The organism is Pseudomonas sp. D5(2026), from assembly GCF_057766845.1.
Genome location: NZ_CM173421.1, coordinates 1352251 through 1373235 on the forward strand (window position 1 = coordinate 1352251; position 20985 = coordinate 1373235).

General features: G+C 63.7%; 24 protein-coding genes. All 24 read left to right on the top strand.

Annotated features, from left to right (window positions below; translation table 11 throughout):
- The first annotated feature begins 61 nt into the window (after window positions 1–61).
- On the top strand, window positions 62–610 hold the full coding sequence (locus tag AC3B5Q_RS06275) for a hypothetical protein (RefSeq protein WP_488392913.1): 549 nt from the start codon (window positions 62–64) through the stop codon (window positions 608–610).
- 207 nt (window positions 611–817) lie between these two features.
- Entirely contained in the window at window positions 818–1165 is a 348-nt protein-coding gene (locus AC3B5Q_RS06280) for a phage holin family protein (RefSeq protein WP_125854740.1), read from the top strand.
- A 160-nt stretch (window positions 1166–1325) separates the two neighbouring features.
- Window positions 1326–1907 (top strand): terminase small subunit, encoded by a 582-nt coding sequence (locus AC3B5Q_RS06285; protein WP_488392914.1) that lies wholly within the window; start codon window positions 1326–1328, stop codon window positions 1905–1907.
- A gap of 4 nt (window positions 1908–1911) precedes the next feature.
- Window positions 1912–3960: a phage terminase large subunit family protein gene (locus AC3B5Q_RS06290; protein WP_488392915.1), complete on the top strand. Its 2049-nt coding sequence runs from the start codon at window positions 1912–1914 to the stop codon at window positions 3958–3960.
- A gap of 1 nt (window position 3961) precedes the next feature.
- Window positions 3962–4168: a phage head-tail joining protein gene (locus AC3B5Q_RS06295; protein ID WP_313853626.1), complete on the top strand. Its 207-nt coding sequence runs from the start codon at window positions 3962–3964 to the stop codon at window positions 4166–4168.
- Window positions 4165–5655: a phage portal protein gene (locus AC3B5Q_RS06300; RefSeq protein WP_488392916.1), complete on the top strand. Its 1491-nt coding sequence runs from the start codon at window positions 4165–4167 to the stop codon at window positions 5653–5655. The genes AC3B5Q_RS06295 and AC3B5Q_RS06300 overlap by 4 nt, the downstream gene beginning before the upstream one ends.
- Window positions 5652–6809, top strand: coding sequence for a head maturation protease, ClpP-related (locus AC3B5Q_RS06305; protein WP_488392917.1), 1158 nt, complete (start codon window positions 5652–5654; stop codon window positions 6807–6809). Before AC3B5Q_RS06300 ends, AC3B5Q_RS06305 begins: the two co-directional genes overlap by 4 nt.
- On the top strand, window positions 6806–7153 hold the full coding sequence (locus tag AC3B5Q_RS06310) for a head decoration protein (protein ID WP_488392918.1): 348 nt from the start codon (window positions 6806–6808) through the stop codon (window positions 7151–7153). The genes AC3B5Q_RS06305 and AC3B5Q_RS06310 overlap by 4 nt, the downstream gene beginning before the upstream one ends.
- A gap of 61 nt (window positions 7154–7214) precedes the next feature.
- Window positions 7215–8210: a major capsid protein gene (locus tag AC3B5Q_RS06315; protein ID WP_488392919.1), complete on the top strand. Its 996-nt coding sequence runs from the start codon at window positions 7215–7217 to the stop codon at window positions 8208–8210.
- Between the two features lie 2 nt (window positions 8211–8212).
- Window positions 8213–8527 (top strand): head-tail joining protein, encoded by a 315-nt coding sequence (locus AC3B5Q_RS06320; RefSeq protein WP_488392920.1) that lies wholly within the window; start codon window positions 8213–8215, stop codon window positions 8525–8527.
- Entirely contained in the window at window positions 8524–9186 is a 663-nt protein-coding gene (locus AC3B5Q_RS06325; protein ID WP_488392921.1) for a hypothetical protein, read from the top strand. The genes AC3B5Q_RS06320 and AC3B5Q_RS06325 overlap by 4 nt, the downstream gene beginning before the upstream one ends.
- Window positions 9179–9712 (top strand): hypothetical protein, encoded by a 534-nt coding sequence (locus AC3B5Q_RS06330; protein ID WP_488392922.1) that lies wholly within the window; start codon window positions 9179–9181, stop codon window positions 9710–9712. Before AC3B5Q_RS06325 ends, AC3B5Q_RS06330 begins: the two co-directional genes overlap by 8 nt.
- Complete coding sequence (locus tag AC3B5Q_RS06335; protein ID WP_488392923.1) at window positions 9709–10269, top strand: phage baseplate assembly protein V; 561 nt, start codon at window positions 9709–9711, stop codon at window positions 10267–10269. The genes AC3B5Q_RS06330 and AC3B5Q_RS06335 overlap by 4 nt, the downstream gene beginning before the upstream one ends.
- Before the next feature lie 58 nt (window positions 10270–10327).
- Window positions 10328–10582: a hypothetical protein gene (locus AC3B5Q_RS06340; RefSeq protein WP_488392924.1), complete on the top strand. Its 255-nt coding sequence runs from the start codon at window positions 10328–10330 to the stop codon at window positions 10580–10582.
- Window positions 10583–10655: 73 nt separating this feature from the next.
- On the top strand, window positions 10656–10865 hold the full coding sequence (locus AC3B5Q_RS06345; protein ID WP_488392925.1) for a hypothetical protein: 210 nt from the start codon (window positions 10656–10658) through the stop codon (window positions 10863–10865).
- 4 nt (window positions 10866–10869) lie between these two features.
- Complete coding sequence (locus AC3B5Q_RS06350) at window positions 10870–11196, top strand: GPW/gp25 family protein (protein ID WP_488392926.1); 327 nt, start codon at window positions 10870–10872, stop codon at window positions 11194–11196.
- On the top strand, window positions 11193–12074 hold the full coding sequence (locus AC3B5Q_RS06355; RefSeq protein ID WP_488392927.1) for a baseplate assembly protein: 882 nt from the start codon (window positions 11193–11195) through the stop codon (window positions 12072–12074). The genes AC3B5Q_RS06350 and AC3B5Q_RS06355 overlap by 4 nt, the downstream gene beginning before the upstream one ends.
- A complete protein-coding gene (locus AC3B5Q_RS06360) occupies window positions 12074–12682 on the top strand; it encodes a phage tail protein I (protein ID WP_488392928.1) in 609 nt (202 codons plus the stop codon). Before AC3B5Q_RS06355 ends, AC3B5Q_RS06360 begins: the two co-directional genes overlap by 1 nt.
- Entirely contained in the window at window positions 12675–15020 is a 2346-nt protein-coding gene (locus tag AC3B5Q_RS06365; protein WP_488392929.1) for a phage tail protein, read from the top strand. The genes AC3B5Q_RS06360 and AC3B5Q_RS06365 overlap by 8 nt, the downstream gene beginning before the upstream one ends.
- A gap of 16 nt (window positions 15021–15036) precedes the next feature.
- Window positions 15037–15471, top strand: coding sequence for a phage tail assembly chaperone (locus AC3B5Q_RS06370; protein ID WP_488392930.1), 435 nt, complete (start codon window positions 15037–15039; stop codon window positions 15469–15471).
- An 82-nt stretch (window positions 15472–15553) separates the two neighbouring features.
- Window positions 15554–16732, top strand: coding sequence for a phage tail sheath subtilisin-like domain-containing protein (locus tag AC3B5Q_RS06375; RefSeq protein ID WP_488392931.1), 1179 nt, complete (start codon window positions 15554–15556; stop codon window positions 16730–16732).
- Window positions 16733–16744: 12 nt separating this feature from the next.
- Window positions 16745–17254, top strand: a complete 510-nt coding sequence (locus AC3B5Q_RS06380) for a phage major tail tube protein (protein ID WP_488392932.1) — start codon at window positions 16745–16747, stop codon at window positions 17252–17254.
- 35 nt (window positions 17255–17289) lie between these two features.
- On the top strand, window positions 17290–17589 hold the full coding sequence (locus tag AC3B5Q_RS06385) for a phage tail assembly protein (protein ID WP_488392933.1): 300 nt from the start codon (window positions 17290–17292) through the stop codon (window positions 17587–17589).
- Window positions 17590–17715: 126 nt separating this feature from the next.
- The gene (locus tag AC3B5Q_RS06390; RefSeq protein WP_488392934.1) at window positions 17716–20982 is read left to right on the top strand and encodes a phage tail tape measure protein; all 3267 of its coding nucleotides are present in this window, start codon (window positions 17716–17718) and stop codon (window positions 20980–20982) included.
- Window positions 20983–20985: the final 3 nt, after the last annotated feature.

The following is a 20985-nucleotide window of genomic DNA, read 5'->3' on the forward strand; positions in this document are numbered from 1 at the left end:
GTGTTGGGTTTGTGTTGGGTTTGCCAAATGCGTGTTGGGTACTGGCCGGGGAGGGCTGGCGATGACGAAGGACCAAGGATTGCGCCTACAGGGGCAGGTGGATCACGCGCTGCACCGCATGGATATGGCGGCACTTATCGACCAGTCCGAACGCCTGCGTCTGGTTGCCGAGCTGATGAAGCACTGGGGAGAGCGGCGTGGACAGCTTGGGCTGGATGCCAGCTTGGGCAGTCAAATGGGCAGCATTATGGAATGGAAGGGGGCTGCACCGCGCGGAGGCTCATCCGGTTCGCGAATTTTGGTCGGCGGTGCAGGCCTTGATCACGCGGCAGCAGAGGTTGACGCGGCAGTGGTCCAGCTGGAGCGGCGTGATCCGCGCGGGGCTACGCTGGCCAAGCTGGCCCAACTGCGCTACCTGTATGGGGTCACGGTGCGCGAGCAGATGCGCGAGGTTGGGCTGGCTGAGGACGCCGACCGCACCTACCGAAACTGGGTTAAGGCCCTTCACCTGCAGGTTTTTGCCATCCTGGCCGCCCGCGCTGGCCGCGTCCGCCAGCAGACCGTTCGTCGGGTGAATATGCGACTTGCGTGCAACATTGATGAGACATAACCACCACATGGCGACGAACCGAAAATAGGCCCTTTTCGGTTTTTCCGGTGGCATGTAAAAAGGCGCCACGATATCAAAAGTGCGCTTAGGCGCTTACCCCACAAGCACTGTGCTGTGCAAGCCGCTCCGAATTGTCGGCGCACCGAGAACCCTGCCAACTGGCGGGGTTTTCTTTTTCCGGCGCCGTGCTTTGCCAATGAGGCTTACATGAACAGCGAGCAACAAACGTTAGCCGAACTGCCAATCTGGATGGTGATCGTGCTGTCCCTGGTCGGCGGTGTTTCGGGAGAGATGTGGCGGGCGGATATGGCGGGCGCTCGCGGTTGGGGGCTGATTCGCCGGTTGGCGTTGCGCTCTGGTGCCTGCGTGACCTGCGGTCTTTCGACCAACATGCTGCTGTACGCCCTCGGCGTTTCGGTATGGGCGGCAGCAGCGGTTGGTTGCTTGGCTGCGATGGCCGGTGCCGATGTCGCGATCAACCTCTACATGCGCTGGGCCGCCAAGCGGCTGGGACTGGAGCAGGCGCCGCCCCAGGCCGGCGAGCCGGGGCAATGACCCGGCCGGCAGCCCCGGCGGGGCGGGGGACCCTGGCGATATGGCAGGGGTACGGGACGGGAAACCCGCGGGTCTTTGTTAGCGGGAGGTTCACCAGCTTAGTGAACTGGGGTGAACTGGTTAACCCCCTTAATTCATTGGGTGAACTGGACGTTTCGACATGACGCACCTGACGAAATCGGAGTTCGCCGCCCGGCATGGATGGTCGAAATCCTACGTTTCCAAACTGGCCAAGCAGGAACGCTTGGTGCTGACTGTTGACGGGAAGGTCGACGTTGAAGCCACGGAGCTGCTGCTGGCTGATTCAGCCGATCCGAGCAAGGCGGCTGTCGCTGCCCGGCACGAGGAGAACCGTGTCGAGCGGGATGTCCGAAGCCAGCTCCAGCCCGAGACCGGCCCACCTGCGGTGCTGCAACCGGATCCGGCGCCCGGCGGTACTCACAACTTCCAGAAGGCGAAGGCCCACCGCGAGTATTACCTCGCCCAGCTGGCCGAGGCCGAGTTCAACAAGGTCCAGGGCAACCTGGTCGAGCGGCAGGCAGTAGAAGATGCCGCGTACTCTGCGGGTCGTATGCTTCGCGATCAGTTCTTCGGCCTTGCGCCACAGTTGGCCGCCGAGCTGGTTGCGATGAACGATCCCTGGGACATCGAGAAACACCTAGTTGACGCCTTCCGTCGCGTCTTCACCGAAGTCGGCAAGATGAACAGCGCCGACCTTTCGCAAGCCATTACACAGAGCTGAGCCTATGCCCACCGGATACGCAGACGGTGCCGAGGTGTACCGCGAAGCGTTTTGCAGAGGGCTGAAACCTGACCCCGATCTGTGGGTCGACGAGTGGTCGGACGAGTACATGCGGATCCCGCGTGATACCGGCGCCGCAGAGCCTGGCAAGTACCGCACCGCGCGTACACCGTACGCCCGCGAACCCATGCGCTGCCTGTCGCCTGCTCACCCGTGTAAGCGGGTGGTGACCAAGGTCGCTTCGCAGCTGATGAAAACGCAGATTGCCCTGAACTGGATCGGGGCGCTGATCCACATGGCGCCTTCAAACATCCTGACGCTGCTGCCCAGCTTGGCCCTTGCAAAGCGAGTATCGTCGCGGATCGGCAAGACCATCGACGCAACGCCCGAGCTCAAGGAGCGTGTTGCCACGTCCCGCTCCAGGGATGCCCGCAACACCATGGACACGAAGGAGTTCCAGGGCGGCACGCTGTACGCCACCACGGCTGGCTCGGCCGCGAACCTGTCCGAGCTGTCGGCTCGGTACATTTACGGCGATGAGGTTGATCGCTGGGATGTCGACGTCGACCAAGAGGGCGACCCCATCAAGCTGGCCGAGGCCAGGGGGAGTACCTTCGGGCGCAACGCCAAGTTCTATTTCTCCAGCTCACCACTCATCAAGGGGGCGTCGCGGATCGACGACCTCTTCATGATGGGCGATCAGCGCCACTTCTACGTGCCGTGCCCGACTTGTGGGCACATGCAGGTGCTGAGCTGGGACCGTCTTCTGTATTCGCCTGACTTCAGTACCGTGCACTACCAGTGTGCCGGCTCGGATTGTGATGTGCTGATCGAGGAGCACTACAAGAGCGAGATGCTGGCCAAGGGCGAGTGGCGTGCCCATGCGAAGGGTGACGGCGAGACAGTGAGCTTCCACCTCAACGCGCTGTATGCCCCGCTGGGCTGGCACTCGTGGACGATGTTGGCCCGCGAGTTCGAAGAAGCCAAGCGCGCCCAGGACCACGGTGACCTAGAGCCCATGCAGGTGTTCTACAACACTCGCCTGGCTGAGGTCTGGGACAGTGCGGTCGAGCAGACCAAAGCTGAGGTGCTGCAGGCCCGCGCGCTGCAAGAGGACTATGTCCTCGGCACCTTGCCCGTGGGGGCGCTTGCCTTGACTACCTCCGTCGACGTCCAGGCCAACCGCCTGGAACTGATGGTGATGGCTTGGGGTACCGGGATGGAACGCTGGGTGGTCGATCACCAGGTGATTCCCGGCGATCCGGCTGACGAGCGTACCTGGTCGCTGTTGGACGAGCGGCTGAAAGTCCGATACCGGCATCCCTGTGGCGTGAGCCTGGGGATCCTGGCCACGGGCATCGACTCGGGTGGTCACCATACCCACGAGGTCTACCAGTTCACCCGCGTGCGCCGCTGGCGCAACGTGTTCGCGCTCAAGGGGGCGAGCAAGCCAGGTCGCCCCGTGATCGCCCAGCGGCCGTCCCAAGTGGACGTCACCTGGAAGGGCCAAACTGAGCGCAACGGTGCGGAGCTGTGGATCGTCGGTACCGACACGGCCAAAGACTGGATCTACAACCGCTACAGCTTCGAAAAAGGGCCTGGCGCGTTGCATTTCGCCAAGGACCTGCCCGACGAGTTCTTCCAGCAATGCGTGGCCGAGCGAAAGGTCGCCCGGTACGTGAAGGGCTACAAGCGGATTGAGTGGATAAAGGGCAAGGCCGACCGCAACGAGGCGCTCGACCTGATGGTGTACAACCTAGCCATGGCCAACTTCCTCGGGCTGCACCGCTACGGCGAACAGGACTGGGACAAGCTGCGGCAGGCGCTCGCGCAGGCCAACTTGTTCGAGCAGGTCGAACCGGAGCCAGCCCGGCCCCAGGCCAGTAAGTCCGATGCCGACGACCAGGACGAAAAGATCGATTCGCCGGCCCCTGCGCCTGTTCCGATTAAGCGCAACGATCCACCACCACCACCACCACCGCCGGCTCCTCGAGCTGCGCCCCGACCCATGCAACGCCGCAGCTCCAGTAGCGGCTACCTGAAGAGACGCTGACATGGCCTATACAAAAGCACACCTCGACGCTGTCGAGCGGGCGATTGCGCGCGGTGAAAAGATCGTTCGCTACTCGGACCGCACCGTCGAGTATCGAACGGTCGACGAGCTGATCAAGGCTCGCGACCTGATCCGCACCGAATTGGTGGCCGCCGCCGGGCGTCGCTCGCGGGTAACCCGCGTCTACCATGGGGGCAAGGGGCTGTGAGCGGACGCTACCTGTCCCTCGGTCGCTCGGGTATTTTGGTGCCCGAGCGGATCAAGGCCAGCTACGAAGGTGCCGCAGAGGGGCGGCGATCATCAAACTGGGATGCGCCTGACACCGGCGTGAACAGCTTGATCATGCCGGCCCTGCGCAACCTGCGCTCCCGCTCCCGTAGCGCGGTGCGTAATGACCCCTACGCTGCCAACGTCATCGACAAGCGCGTCAGCAACCTGATCGGTACCGGCATCACGCCACATCCGCGGCTGCTCGACAAGGCGATTCGCAACGTGATGCAGGAGCTGTGGGAGGACTGGGTAGACGAGGCTGATGCCGATCAACTCACGGACTTCTATGGCTTGCAGGCGCTGGTGGCGCGCACGGTAGAGCAATCGGGCGAGTGCTTCATTCGACTGCGCCCGCGCCGGCTGGAGGATGGCTACGCGGTGCCGCTGCAGCTGCAGTGCCTATCGCCGGAGTTTGTGCCCCATGACAAGTTCGAAATGACCCGCTTCGGCAACGTCATTCGGGCCGGCATCGAGTTCAACGCCATGGGCCGGCGCGTGGCGTACTGGTGCTATCGCAACCACCCCAGCGACAAGTCCTCGCTCAATGTGGGCTACAACCAGCTGGTGCGGATCCCTGCCGAGCAGATGCTGCACGTGTTCGAGCCCTTGGAGCCAGGTCAGCTGCGCGGCGTTCCGCGTTTGGCGCCGGTCCTGAAGCGCCTGCGCAGCTTGGACAATTTCGACGACGCAGTGCTGTTCCGCCAAGAGGTGGCCAACCTGTTTGCCGGTTTCGTTCGCAAGCCAGCCCCAGATGGGCCGCCGCAACTCGACCCGCTTACAGGGGCGCCGGTCAAGTACGACCGCGACGGTTTTACCCCGATGGTGGGGCTGGAGCCCGGCACGATGCAGGAGCTGTTGCCTGGTGAGCAAGTCGAGTTCTCGGACCCTCCAGACGCCGGCAACAACTACCCCGACTTCATGCGGCAACAGTTGATGGCCGCTGCCGCTGGGTCTGGGCTGCCGTACGAGCTCATGACCGGCGACATGCAGGGCGTGAACGACCGGGCGATCCGCGTGGTGTTGACCGAATTTCGGCGGCGGCTGGAGCAGCTCCAGTTCCAGGTGTACGTCCATCAGTTGTGCCGGCCGGTGCGCAAAGGTTGGATGGATATGGCTGTGCTCGCTGGTGCGCTCGACCTGCCGGACTACGCGCAGCGTCGCCGCGAGTACCAGCGTACCCGTTGGGTGCCGCAGGGCTGGGCCTATATCCACCCGGTGCAGGACGTTCAGTCTCGCAGCATGGAAATCGCTGCGGGGTTCGCTTCGCGTAGCGAGGTTTGCCTGCGCAATGGCACCGATGCAGAGGTGGTCGACGAGGAGAACGCCGCCGATATCGCCCGGGCGAAGGCCCTGGGTCTCAACTACAGCAGTTTGCCGGCCGTCGAGGATGACCCTGATGAGTCCAGCGACAAGGGGAAAATATGAATCAATTGATGCCGTTCCGCATCTTCAACAAGGTGCCGTCGGTGCAGCAGATCGAAGACCAGCACTGGTACAAGATCAGCGCGGCGGCTGAGGGGCAGGGCGATGCCAAGGCCGACGCCACGCCCATCGAGATCTACATCTACGGTGAAATCGGGGGCTGGGGCATCACCGCGAACGAATTCATCCAGGACCTGAAGGCGATCGACGATGGTGTTTCCCCGGTTGTGGTGGCGTTCAACACCATCGGCGGCGATCTGTTCGACGGCCTGGCCATTCATAACGCGCTGAACCGGCTGGGTGAGCGCTGTACTGCACGTGTTGATGCCTTGGCAGCCAGCGCAGGTAGCGTCGCAGCGTGCGGCGCGCACCGCCTAGTGATGGCTTCAAACGCAATGCTGATGGTGCACAACCCGTGGACCTGGACCAGCGGTGATGCCGAGGATTTGCGCCGGGTGGCAGACGTCCTCGACCAGACCTTCGAGGCGATCATCGCTGCTTACAAGGCCAAGGCGCCGGACATCGACGATGCCGAGCTGCGGCGCATGGTCAACGACGAGACCTGGCTGACCGCGCAAGAGGCCCTCGCGCTGGGGCTGGCCGATGAAGTGGGCAACGGGGTCGAGGTCAAGGCGTGCCTAGGCCAGGGCGCCGCGATGAAGCGGTACCGCCAGACGCCCAAGGCGTTGCTGGATCAGCTGGCTGACCAGCCCCAGGCAGAGGGTTGGGATCCGGCACCGCCAGCTGAACCGCCGGCCGCTGGTGCTGGCGACTCTACCGCACTGGCCTTGATGATTACCCAGGACTGCGCCAAGGCGGGAATCAGCAACCTGGTCGAGCCGCTGATCGCTTCCACCAAGCTGACCGACCAGGCCACGGTCCAGGCCGCGCTGAAGCGCGCCAAAGGCATCCACGATCTCTGCGTTGCGGCCCGCCTGCCGGAGCTGACTGCCGAATACGTGAAGGCCGGCCTGGAGCCCGATGCGGTGCGGGTGCGGCTGTTCGAGAAGCTGGTTAGCTCCGGGAAGGGTTTCGAGATCGATAACAGCCTGCCGCCCGCAGACGACGAGCCGGAGAAGATCAAGGCACAACTCCCCAACCCAACTGACATCTGGGCTGCCCGCCGGCAGGCCGCCAATAAAGGAGCACGACCATGAGCACCATCCATGAGGAACCGGTCCACGCCGGTGAATTTCTGCTTTCCGAAGGTGCGGGGAAGATCTCCCGCGAAGCCATCAACGTCGTCGCGGGCCCGGCCCTGGTTGCAGGCCAACTGCTCGGCCTGGTCACTGCAAGTGGTGAGTTCGCTCCCTACAATCCTGCGGCTGAAGACGGTAGCGAGAGCGCCGTCTGCATCCTCTTCGCACCGCTCGGCGAATCGGACGTCCCGCGACGTGGGCGCGCTGTGGTGCGGCTGGCTGAAGTCACCGAGGCGCTGTTGACGGGCCTCGATGGCGATGCGGAAAAGTCACTTGCGGCGAACTTCATCATCCTGCGTTGACTGAACCATTCTTTTCTCCCAACCCCGCCTCGAGCGGGGTTTTTACTTTCTGGAGTACCCCATGGCTGAGATTGCCATTTTTCAAGATGATGCCTTCAGCGTTGCAGCCCTGACTGCGGCCATCAACGAGCAGGAGTACGTGCCGGGCCGCCTGGCTGCCCTCGGGCTCTTTCGCGAAGAGGGTGTCCCGACCCTGACCGTTCAGATCGAAAAGGACGGCGATACACTCGCCCTGGTGCCTGCGGGTGAGCGCGGAACCTCCGGCTTGGTGGTCGGTGGCAGCAAGCGCAAGCTCATCCCCTTCAACACCATTCACCTGCCGCAGCGTTTCTCGATCAAGGCTGACGAGATCCAGGGCATTCGTGCGTTCGGCTCCACCACCGAGCTGCAGGCCGTTCAGGCGGTTGTGAACAAGCGCCTGGGCAAGGCCCGGAGCCAGCTGGACGCTACCCATGAGTATCACCGCATGGGGGCAGTCAATGGGCAAGTGCTCGACGCCGACGGCTCGTCGGTGCTGCTGGACATCTACAAAACCTTTGGTGTGTCCCGACAGACGCTGTCGATGGGCCTCAACGACCCGAACACCAACATCCAGGCTCAGTGCGTCGACGCGTTGGATATGCAGGAGGATGCGCTCGGCAATGTCACCACCACCGGCGCGCGTGCGTTCTGTGGCAAGACTTTCTGGAAGAGGCTGATCTCTCACCCGTCGGTGGTCGAGACCTACAAGGGCAGCCAGCAAGCCGCAGCCCTGCGGGGTGATGGACGGGAGGGTTTCGAGTTCGGCGGCATCAGCTGGGAGCGCTATCGCGGCAAGGTCGGCGGCAAGGCCTACGTGTCGGATGACGAGGCCCGCCTGGTCCCAGAGGGTGTCTCGGATCTGTTCCTGTCGATCTACGCGCCGGCAGACTACATCGAAACCGTCAACACCGAGGGCTTGCCGTACTACAGCAAGATCGAGGAAATGCCCTTCGGGAAGGGTATTGACGGCGAGGCGCAGTCCAACCCGCTGCACATCTGCACCCGTCCCCGCACTGTCATCCGTCTGACGCTCTGACCATGGGCTTTCGAGAGCTGCTGGCCGATGTTGACGACACAGTTTTCGAGGTGCTGGGCGATCCGGCGCAGATCGAGGGGCGCGATGTGCTCGGCATGTTTTCCGCGCCCTGGCTCCAGCCCAAGCTCGGCCAGATCCGCACGGCCCTACGTGAGCCGCACCTGGTGATTCGGGTTGGCGACAACGCGGGGGTGGAGGTCAAGCAGAAGGTGTTCATTGATCTGCCGCCTGAGGATGGCGGTGGGTACTACACCATTACGGTGATCGAGCCGGGCGGTGATGGTTTGGTCACGCTTGTGCTGAGGAAGGCGCCATGAGTATTGGTAGCTACTACAAGCAGTCGGCCTCCAGCGGAATGATCTCGCTGAGGGTCGATCCGCAGGATGTGAAGGGCTTTCAGGACTTCATGCGGTTGGTCCCCAAAGCTGTTGCTGCGGCGCAGCGTCGAGCCATCAACAAGGTTCTCCGCTGGCTTCGGACTCACATCGCCCGCGATGTCGGCCGTCAAGAGCGCATCGCGATTGCAGCAGTGCGACAGCGCCTCAAGGCGTTCCCTGTATCCAGCAATGGACAAGGCCGGTTGTGGTTCGGGATCAACCCTATCGAAGCCAGTCGGGCTGGCCGGCCACGACAAACCCGCTCGGGTGTGTCGGTGGCCGGGCGGCGCTATGAGGGTGCGTTCTTCAAACGCGTTTACGGTGGCAGTCCAGATATCTGGATCCGTACGGCCAGCAAGCACTTCGACGCGAGCGACTACCCCGACAGCGAGGTGTCTGGCGGTGGTGGCCGCCGGTCTGGTTGGATCTCTGAGAACGATAGCCGCTTCCCCTTGGCCAAGGCGAAAATCTCGCTTGATGACACCCGGGCGCACTTCGAAGCCTGGACCGATCGAGCGCACGAACGCCTGCAAGTAGTGATGGAGCAGGAAATGAACTTCGAGCTGCAGAAGTATTTGCGGAGAACGGGCAATGGATGACGATCCGATCCCTCTTGGTCAGGTGTATGCCGCCATTGAGGAACATATCAAGGAGGCGATCCCTGGGCTGGCCTACGTCGGAACCATGCCGGAGAGCATCAGGGTTATCCCGCCGCCGGCAGTGGTGATCGAGCTGGCAGGGTTTGACGCAGCAGAAAAGGACCCTGGCACTGGTGAGGTCGCGGTGGAGGCGCGCTTCGAGGCCCGCGTGATCGTTGGCCAAGAGGAAGCGAACTGTCTGCAGGTAGCGGCATTCATCGCTGCGCAGTTGGCGGTGCTGCTGCGGATGCAGTCCTGGGGCTTGCCCGTGGAGTTTGCCGAGTTTGTGCGGGCGGAGCGGGATTGGACGCGGCCTGAGCTAGATGGCTATGCCGTATGGGTCGTCGAATGGGTGCAGGTCATCTACCTGGGTGTCGAGGTGTGGCCTTGGGAGAATCAAGCGCCTGGGTCACTGGTGTTCGCCTTCGATCCAGACAGCGGGCCGGGCAGCGAGCATCACTACCAGGCGCCGGAGGACATGGCATGAGCTATGTGGCCGCGCAGCACGACCGCATATTGGCCGGCCTGGTGATTCCTTGCTATGTGGTGGGCGTTGACCTGACGGCCGCCCGGGTGCGCGTCTCCGATGGCGGCGACTGGACCAGCGCCTGGGTGCGCTGGCATGCCCTGGCCGCCGGTAAGGCTCGCCACTGGCGTGCGCCAAGCTTGAACGAGCAGGGCGCGCTGGTCAGCCCGAGCGGCGAGCCGGCACAGGGCACGTTCGTGCCGGGCCTGTATGGCAATGCCGGCCAGCCGCCGGATAACCGCGACCATGTCGAGGTGTGGCGGTTCGATGATGGCGGCTCGTTGGTCTACGACTGGCAAGCCAAGAGCTACACCATCACGCTCCCAAGCGGCACGGCGAAGGTCAAGGTTGGCGGCAGCGAGGTGGTCGTTACGGATAACGCGATTGCCGCCAAGTCCGGTGCGGTCACCATCACCGGCCCCGTCACCATAAATGGCACGTTACTGGTAACGGGCGATATCACCGGCGGTGCTCGCATCATCGACACGACCGGTAACACGGCCAATCACAAGCACTGAGGTGCCTATGAGTTAGAAAGACCCACTGCCGCCAATTAATGGGGCGGATCGAGACGTAGTGCGAAAGATGGTGGAGCACAGCATCACCGGTTTTGCCGATCACATCCGCATGCTGAGCTTTTGGCGTCGCCTGCTTGCGGGCGACAACGACCCTGAGGAAATCGCTCAGGGTCTGGTGATGGCACTGCAAAGTGGTCGCTACATCCGCAACCCCGGCCCTGGCCGGAGCATGGCCGTCACAATCAACATTTCGGGCAACCCCGATGCGCAGGCGTTGGCCGACGCGCTCAATGGCGCGTTAGGCATTCGTTAAGCCAGTCAAGGCTGCACCCACTATCAACCCTACAGGCCCGCTCTCGCGGGCTTTGTCATTTCTGGAGGGCCCTATGGCTACCAAGAAACCTGCGGACGCCGCGACCACCACGCCGGCGGCCGTGACCTATCGCGACAAGACCTACACCTCCCGCGTGCTGATCCTGGGTACGCGTGAGCTGAAAGTGGCCGGCGGCCAGCTGCAGATCGAGGAGGGCGACGCCGAGGCGCTGGCCTACCTGGATGCGCGCGCCGACTTCGAGCGCCTGACCCCGGCGGGTTAAGGCCATGATCGGGCTGGATCGTCGCACCGGGCTACCGCTATCCGGCGTGGCCCACCTGAAACAGTCCATTGAGGACATTCTGACCACGCCTGTCGGCAGTAGGCGCATGCGCCCGGATTACGGCAGCAACCTGCGCCGTTATGTCGACCTGCCGGTTAACGAGGGCTGGAAAAGCGCGGTACAGGCTGAGGTGGCGCGCGCCTTGGGGCGCTGGGAGCCGCGTTTGAAGCTTGAGCGCGTGCGCGTGGTGGCGGTGGTCGGCGGGCAAATCACGCTGTCGCTGTCGGGTATCTACCTCGGTGACAGCGTTGTATTGGAGGTGAGTGCATGAGCGCAATCGACCTTTCCGAGTTGCCGGTGCCTCAGGTGCTGGAAGACCTGGATTATGAGGAGCTGTATCAGGCCGACCTCGCGACCTTCCGTGCGCACATGGGTGAAAACTGGAGCGCGGAGTTGGAAAGCGACCCAGTCACCAAGCTGCTGGAGGTCGGGGCCTACCGCAAGCTGCTCAACCGCTCGCGCGTCAACGACGCGGCCAAGGCGCTGATGCTGGCTTATGCCGAGAAAGCGGACCTTGACCAGCTGGCGGCCAACGTCAACCTGACGCGCCTGGTGGTCCAGGCCGAGGACCTGACGGCGGTTCCGCCGCAGGATGAGGTGCTGGAAGAAGACGACGCCCTGCGCGAGCGGATTCAGCTGGTCTACGAGGGGCTGACCACGGCCGGCCCCCGTAACAGTTACATCCTGCACGCGCGTAACGCCTCGGGCCTGGTGGCCGATGCCACCGCCGAAAGCCCTTCGCCGGCGGTGGTTGAGGTGACCGTGCTGGCCCTGGAGGGTGACGGCACGGCCTCGGCAGAGCTGCTGGCAACCGTCGACGCTTACCTGAACGATGACGATGTGCGGCCGGTGGCTGATCGGGTGATCGTGCAGAGCGCCGAGATTCTGCCGTATCAAATCAACGCCAAGCTGTACATGGCCAGCACGGGCCCGGAAAGCGAGGGTGTACTGGCTCAGTGCGAGGCGCGCCTGGCCGCCTGGATCAACCCCCGGCGCCGACTGGGGGTTGAAGTGCCCCGTTCGGCGATTGACGCCCAGTTGCACATCGACGGGGTGAGCCGCGTCGAGCTGACGGGGTGGGTGGATATCAGCCCGACCAAGTCGCAAGCGGCCTGGTGCACAGAGTTCACCGTTGAGCGGGGTGGCTGATGAGCAGTCTGCTACCGCTCAACCGCACGCCGCTGGAAGCCGCTATCGAGGCCGCCGGTACCGAAGACTTGCCGACCATGCTGCGCCGCCTCTACAACCCCGACACCTGCCCGGCCGGGCTGCTGTATCTGCTGGCTTTGGCGTGGTCGGTTGACCGCTGGGATGACCGATGGTCCGAGGCGGTCAAGCGCTCGGTGATTCGCTCGTCGTTCTACATCCACGCACATAAGGGGACCATCGGCGCTCTGCGCCGTGTGGTCGAGCCGTTCGGCTACCTGATCGAGGTGACCGAGTGGTGGGAGACGGTGCCTGAGGGCGTGCCGGGCACCTTCGCGCTCAAGGTCGGCGTAGCTGATCAGGGCATCAGCGAGGAAACCTACCAGGAACTGACCTGGCTGATTGATGACGCCCGGCCGGTCAGCCGGCACATGACCGGACTGGCCATCAGTCTGGAAACCACCGGCGCCATGTACCTGGCCGCATCCGCCTACGACGGCGACGAACTCGATGTGTACCCGCCGCAGTCGGTTGATATTGAAGTCACCGGCGAGATTGGTCGTGGCGGCTACGAACACACCATTGACTATCTGGACGTTAACCATGGTTGACCAGACCACACAGTTTTACGCAATCCTGACCAGCGTCGGAGCCGCGAAGCAGGCCAACGCGGACGCCCTGGGCATTCCCTGGACCTTTACCCATATGGCGGTCGGCGATGGCAACCCGACCGGCCTGGAAAGTCCGCCGCTGCCCATGCCGACCGCCTTGCAACCGGCGCTGCTCAATGAGTGGCGTCGTGCGCCGCTCAATCAGCTCAAGATTGACCCCAATAACGCGGCAATGATTGTCGCCGAGCAGGTCATTCCGGCCGATGTGGGCGGAAAGTGGATTCGCGAGCTTGCACTGTACGATGCGGACGGCGACATGGTGGCGGTGGCCAACTGCCCGCCGACCTTCAAGCCGCTGCTTAATCAGAACGCTGGTCGCACCCAGGTGGTGCGGATGAACCTGATTGTCAGCAACTCCAGCAATGTACAGCTCAAGATTGACCCGTCCGTCGTGCTGGCCACCCGCGAATGGGTGACAGAGGAACTGGCCAAGCAGGATTTCAAGCACTCGGTTGTCGCTGCCACCACGGCCGCCATCAATCTGAGCGGCCTGCAGACAGTTGACGGCGTGGTGCTGACCGCCGGCGCGCGGGTGCTGGTGAAGGACCAGGCCACCGCCAAAGACAACGGCCTGTACCTGGTCGTCGCGGGTGGTGCCTGGACCCGCTGCCCCGATGCGGACAGCAGCGCCAAGGTAACGCCGGGTCTGCTGATACTGGTGGAGCGCGGAACGGTCAACGGCGATAGCGCCTGGCAGCTGCTGACCAATGCACCGATCACCTTGGGTGTGACCGATCTGGCGTTCGACATGGCGTTTGGGCGCACAGGCGTGGCCGAGGGCACCTATCGCAGCGTGACCGTGGATAAGTACGGCCGAGTCGTCGCGGCGACCAACCCGACCACAGTAGCGGGCTACGGCCTGACCGATGTGTACACCAGGACGCAGATCGACCAAGCCTTGGCGCTCAAGGCGCCGCTGGACAGCCCGGCGTTTACCAATAACCCAACGGCGCCGACACAGGTGCCGGGGAACAACAGTACCCGCCTGGCCAACACCGCGTTTGTGCAGGCAGCGCTCGCGGCACTGGTGGCTTCCTCGCCGGCGACGTTGGACACGCTCAATGAACTGGCGGCAGCGCTGGGTAATGACCCGAACTTTGCCGCTACCATGGCCAACGCGCTGGGGCTCAAAGCGCCCCTGGCCAGTCCAATCTTCACCGGCGACCCGAGAGCGCCGACGCCGGGCCAGTTCGATGCCGATACTTCGCTAGCGACGACAGAGTTTGTGCAGCGGGCTCTCGGCAACTATCGGGCATCCGTGTACAGCATCACAGCCAATCGCGCCCTTACCGTAATGGATGTGGGCTCGACGCTGGCAACCGCCACGGCCGCCGATATCACGCTCACTCTGCCCAATGTGTCAGAAGTGGTAGGCGGGGGTGCGCTCCACATTTACAACCAAGGGACTGGCATCACCACGCTTGTAGCTGCTGTGGGAGGTGGCACTATTCGTGCCGGCAACGCCGGCGTGGCTTCGCTTGAACTGTTGCCTGGCGACTCGGTAACACTCGTTCGCGTGCCCGGTGACGGTGTGTGGTATGCGATGCACGGTAGCGTGGCAAGCCGTTACTCAGGCGCTATGAAGGCTGCGGTTTGGACCACTCGGCCAAAGTTCGATAGTTCTAAAGCACTGGCCACCACTGAGTTCATCCGTACAGCAGGCCTGTCATATGGTGGTTACTCTGCGGTAGGCACGAAAGTTATCGAAGCCGATGATCTCGGCAAGATCCTGTTCCCATCGGCAGGCTCAACCCTGACGCTTCCGAACCCGGCAACAGCGGGAATCCCGCAAGGTGCCGCCTTCACCGTCTTCACCAGCAACGCGGCATCCCCCGTCACCGTCGCTGCCGCCGCTGGCGTTCAGATTGCGCTGAACGGGTATGTATCCTCTGTGTCACTGCTTGCGGGCCAGGCCGCTACCTTCGTAGCGCTCGGATCCAACTGGGTAATGCTGGGTCACGGTGCGGGGATGGGTTCTTCTGCTGACATGGGGGCCTTACTGTCAGCGAACGGTTACCAGAAGCTACCAAGCGGCTTGATCGTTCAATGGGGGGCAGTTACCTTGCCCGCGTCCAGTTCCCAGGTTGTTACGCACCCTATCGCTTTCCCGAATGCTGTTTTGGGTCGATACGCCTCTAACGGCGCTGCCTCATACACGGCTAGCTCTACTCCATTCGTGGGTATTTCCCCATCTGGTAACCCACTCGCCCAGTCCACCATCCAGAACGGGTACTCGTCTTCGGCAAACCCTATCTACTGGTTGGCAATCGGCTACTGAGCCAAGGAGATAAATCATGGCGATTTTTGCATCCAAATCCGCTCAGGCTTTCTACGACGACACCATCAACACTGTTATCCCGGAAGACGCGCAGGAGATTACCCCTGAGTTCCATAGGGCCTTACTGGCAGGTGCAAGTTCCGGAATGAGCATCATTAAATGGAATGTCGGCGACCTCCCTGTTTTAGCTGATCGGCCGCCGCCGACCGAGGCTGAACTTGCGGTCTCCGAGCGCCGGTGGCGCGATGATCAATTGTTGGCTGCCGATCCTCTCGTCACGCGTCATCGCGATGAGCGCGATGTCGGCGGTGCAACCACGCTGACAAGCGATCAATATTCGGAGCTCCTGTTGTATCGCCAGGAGCTGCGCGATTGGCCGCAGTCCGAGCTGTTCCCCGATGTTAGTAAGCGTCCTGTGGCGCCGCCTTGGCTCGCTGAGCAAATCCAATAACGCCCCGCACTGACGGGGCGTTTTCTTTTCCGCTGTACCACCTGGCCCTGCTTTGCGGGGCCTTCTTACATCTGGAGTAAACATGGCTGGATTCTTTCACGGCGTTACCGTAACGAACGTCGACAACGGTGCGCGCACCATCGCCCTGCCGTCGACCTCGATCATTGGCCTGGTCGACACCTTCACCCCTGGCCCTGGTGCGGATAGCACCCCAACCGCCAAGGCGAACGACCTGGTGCTGATCACCAGCGAGCGCGAGGCTATCGCCGCCTTTGGTGCAGGCTCGGCCATCGCCAAGGCCTGCCAGGCGATCTACACCCGCGCGAAGGCGGTGATTGTCGCCTGTGGCGTGACCAAGGTGGAGGATGCGGCCGCGCAGATGTCCGCGATCATCGGCGGCGTGCTGGCCGACGGCACCCGCACCGGCCTGCAGGCGCTGCTCGATGGCAAAAGCCGTTTCAACGCCAAGCCTCGGTTGCTGGTGGCCCCCAAGCACAGCGCGACACTGGCGGTGGGTACCGCACTGGTGGCTTTGGCTGACAAGGTGCGCGGTCTCGCCATTATCGACGGCCCCGGCACTACCGACGAGGCCGCCCAGGCCTATGCTGCCGAGTTCGGTGCCAAGCGCGCGTTCATGGTCGACCCTGGCGTCAAGTATTGGGACACCACTGCCTCCGCCACGGTGGATGCCCCGGCCTCGGCCTGGGTGGCCGGCCTGTTCGCCTGGACCGACAGCGAATACGGTTTCTGGGCCTCGCCGTCGAACAAGGAATTTGTCGGCATCACCGGCACCACCCGCGCGGTGGAGTTCCTGGGCGGCGACGAGACCTGCCGGGCCAACCTGCTCAACAACGCCAATATCACCACCATCATTCGCGAAGATGGTTACCGCCTGTGGGGTAACCGCACCCTGTCGAGCGATCCGAAGTGGGCTTTCGTCACCCGCGTGCGGACCATGGATATCGTCATGGACGCGATCCAGTACGGCCACGACTGGGCGGTCGACCGCTCGATCACCGCGACTTACATCAAGGATGTGACCGAAGGCCTGCAGGCGTTCATGCGCGACCTCAAGAACCAGGGCGCGATCATCAACTTCGAGGTGTACGCGGACACCGAGCTGAACACTGCCAGCCAGCTGGAGCAGGGCAAGGTGTACTGGAACATCCGCTTTACCGACGTTCCGCCGGCAGAGAACCCCAACTTCCGCGTCGAAATCACCAATCAATTCCTGACCGAAGTTCTCGACTCGGCTGCATAAGGAGCGTTTTACATGGCAATGATTCCCGAAACCCTGGCCAACCTGAACCTGTTCGTGGATGGCATCAGCTTCCAAGGCGATGTGCCAAGCCTGACCCTGCCCAAGCTCACCCTCAAGATGGAGGAGCACCGCCCCGGTGGTATGGATATGCCGGTGGAGATGGACCAGGGCATGGAAAAGCAGGAGGCCAGCTTCACCACCACCGGCGTGCGCCGCGAGTCGCTGAAGTTCTTCGGCCTGGCCGATGGTACCGCCTTCAATGGCGTGTTCCGGGGTGCCTTCAAGGGCCTCAAGGGCAAGATCAACCCGGTGATCGTCACCCTGCGCGGCAGTCTCAAAGAGGTCGACATGGGCGACTGGAAGGCTGGCGACAAGGCCGAGATCAAGCACGCCGTCAGCCTGACCTACTACAAGCTGGAGGTCGACGGCCGCACGGTTTACGAGATCGATGCGCTGGGCATGCGCCGCGTCATTGACGGCGTCGACCAGCTGGCCGAGCAGCGCGCCGCGCTCGGTCTGTAACCCCCACCTCCCCACAAACTCAAGGAAGCACCCTCATGACCACCAAGAAAACCCCAGCCTGGCTGAGCCTGTCGGCCGACCGCGTTACCGTAACGCTGAGCAAGCCCACCGAACTGAACAGCGTGACGGTCGATACCGTCAGTCTGCGCTCGCCAACCGTGCGCGACATTCGCGTGGCGCAGCAGGGCGCCGGCGCCGATGACGAGCAGCGCGAGCTGAACCTGTTCGCTTCTCTGGCCGAGGTCAGCGCCAAGGACCTGGAGGGCATGGCCCTCAAGGACTACACCCGCCTGCAGACCGCATATTTTCGCCTGGTGCAAGACGACGACGTTTGATGCGGTCACGCAGAAGCGGCTGGCCAAGCGGCTGGCCGCCGAGCTGAATTTCTCGGCCGCTGAGATATTCGGCATGTCCTTCGCGGACATGCTGTGGTGGCTCACCGACTGAGCAGGGGGTAGCTGATGGCAAAGATGAAGATTGCCCTGGAGATCGGCGGTTCCGTCGCGTCGTCGGTCGGTGCCGCGTTCAAGGACGTCCAAGGCCGTATCCAGAAGCTCGAGCAGACGAGCAATAAGGCCAAGGTGCTCAAGGGCACCATTGGCGACACCATGAAGCTGCAGGCCGAGTGGAAGAAGGCGCACGACACCGGCGCCGCCGGTGCCGACAAGCTGCTGCGCAAGCTCAATGGCAACCTGGACTCGCTTCGCAAGCAGGGCGTCGAGGTCGGCCGGTTAAGCCGCGAGTATCAGCGCCTGGCACGGGAGGCAAAGGGTGCCGACTTGCAGCTGAAGGGGCATCAGCAGATTAATGCGGGAAAGTCGGGGCTCAAGTCCAACGCGGCGGCCGCCGCTGTGGGCGTGGGCCTGGCGGCTGTGCCGACCAAGATCAGCGCCGACTATCAAGCGATCATCCGCGACATTGCGATCAAGGCCGATGCGGTCAACAAGCCCGAGGAGGTGCAGCTCAGCCGCACCGTGATTCAGACGGCCAAAGACACCGGCATGGGTCGCAATGATGTGGCCGATCTGATCAACCAGCTGGTCGGCGCCGGCATGGAGCTGGACAAGGCCATGGCCTATGCGCCGACGGCGGCCAAATTCGCAGTCGGCCAAGGCGCCTCGGGCGTCGACACGGCCAGCATGATCATGGCGCTGCAGCAAAACGCCAAGATCAGCGACCCCAAGGTCATGCAGCAGGCCCTGGAGGCCATCGCCTACCAAGGCCAGGCGGGCAGCTTCGAGGCCAGCGACATGGCCAAGTGGTTCCCGCAATTGCTCGCCGGCATGGAAAAGAACGGCATCACCGGCATGGACTCGGTTTCGTCCCTGGGCGCCATGCTGCAGGTGCAGATGAAGACCGCCGGCAGTTCGGATGAAGCGGCGAACAACTTCAAGAACTGGATGGAAAAGATCGGTTCCAGCGAGGTGGTCAAGGCCTACAAGGATGCAGGTATCGACTACCAGGCTTCGCTGAACACCGGCCTGCAGAAGGGCATGAACGTTATCGAGTCCTCCATGGCCCTGGCCATGAAGTACGTCGAAGCGACAGACCCGGCGAAAGCCAAGCAGATGAAGGAGGCTCAGGCCAACATCGACAAGGAAGCCGACCCGGAGAAGGCCAAGGCGGCCCTTGAGGCGCTGGAAAAGACCCTGCGCACCGGCGACCTGTTCGCCGACATGCAGGTCAAGGCTGCACTGACCGCCTACGCGCAAAACCGGGGGCTGTATGCCGAGCTGAAAGCCGATTCGCTGAAGGCCAGTGGCATCTTGGATAAGAACCTGGCCGAGCGCCGCGAAACATCGTCCCAGCAATGGGCCGAGACGGCCCAGGCGGTTGACGATGCCATGCGCAGCATTGGCGATGCCATCCGCCCGGCCACCGACATGGCGGCGAAGGGGCTGACGGCGGTTGCCCAGGGCATCACCACACTGTCGGACAAGTTCCCGGCGGTGATCATGGGGCTGGCAGGCCTGGCAGCGGGTATCAGCGGGTTGCTGGCTGTTCGCAGCGGGGCCAAGGTTGCGCGGGGCGCGTTCAACGTCGCGCGCGGCCGCGCCTGGAGCGCTCGAGGCGGCGGCAAGCTCGAGGAGGCCCCGGCCGGGGCGGCGCTACCCAAGACTGGCAATCGCGTGCTCGATGCCGGCATGGGGGCGCTGGGCAAGGTGTTCAGCGCGCCGGCCAGCAATGACCCGGCCCCAGGCGTCGGCAGCGATCCGCAGCGCGTGTTTGTGGTGAATGCCGACGCTATCGGCCGGCTTGGCGGTAGCGTGGCTAATTCGGGCCCTGCAGAGGCTGGTAGCCGTCGTGCGCGTCGTCGCCGCCGGCGCCGTGCCGGGACCATGGCCGATGTGCGCCGCGCGCCGGGTGCGTCAGTACCAGCGGCCAAGGCGCCTGCAGTGCATCTGCCGGCGGCCGGCGCGTCGGCGCTCGCAGGCGCAGCGGAGGCGGCCGGTGAAGCGAACAAGCTGGGGCGGATGGTGCGCAGCGTGCGCGGCATCACCCGAGCCGCCGGCAAGCTGCCGGGCGGCAAGCTGATTGACGCGGTACCGGGTGCGCTCGATGTGGCGTTGAACGCCGAAACCCAGGACGAAAAGGCCGAGGGTTACGGCGGGGTGGCGGGCGGCATGGCCGGCGCCATGGCAGGCGCGGCCGCTGGTGCGGCGATTGGCTCGGTTGTACCGATCATTGGTACCGCTGTGGGTGGTGCCATTGGTGCGGCCCTCGGTGGCCTCGGCGGTGAGTCTGTCGGCGGCTGGCTGGGCAAGCGGTGGTTCGGTGAGGAAAAGCCTGAATCGGACCAGGTCGCGAGCGCAGAGCCAGCGGCGCAGCAGAGCGAGGTGCAGGCTACGCCGGCGCCGGCGGCCAAGGAATCGGCTCCTGTGCCGGCCCTGCCGGTGGCGGCTGCGATGCCGGCGCCAGTGGTCAAGGACCTGACTTCGGCGCCTCCAGCTGCAGCAGCACCGGCGCCGGTGGCCAAGGAGTCGGTTCCTGTTCCGGCCCCACCGGTTGCGGCTGCTATACCGGCGGCGCCGGCTTCGGCCGCCATGCCGGCACCGGTGGTCAAGGACCTGGCCCCGGTGGCCGCCATGCCTGCACCGGCGGCGGTCACCACGCGGCCGGCCGCGCCGTCCAAGCCGGTCGATCAGATGACTGACGCCGAGGTCGAGCAGGCCTATGCCAAGCTGCCGAAGTTCGCCCAGCGCGGTCTGTTCGACGGCGTGGGTGGGTTCGGCGGTACCGGCGTGGGCCTGGGTGAAGACTTCGCCCCGACCTTGACGCTTGATACCAAGCCCGCCAAGCCGCGCCCTGAGCCGCCGCCGGTGGATCAGACCCAAGCGCTCGGCATGGCTGTGCGCGAGCTGCAGAAGGTGCCGCAGCTGCCGCCCTCGATTGCCCCGGTGGTTTCGCAGGTGGTCAAGGGTGGCGGTGAGCCCGGCGCCATGGGCGATGTGGTGCGCTCCCTGGTGGCATCGGTGCAGCCGCCGGCAGCGGCCCTCCCTGCGGCCGCCAAGGCCGCCGAGAAGGCCAAGCCCGAGCCGGCGAAGGTTGACCAGTCGTTTACCTTCGCGCCGACCATGCCCATTACCGTGCATGGTGATGTGAAAGACCCCAACCAGATCGTGCGCGAGGCCGAGCAGGCGCTGCGCGTGATGTTTGAGGGGTTCCAGCGCGAGGTGGCGGCCCGCCAAGCCTCGGTTAGCTTGTTTGATGCGGCAGATGTCGCTTAAGGA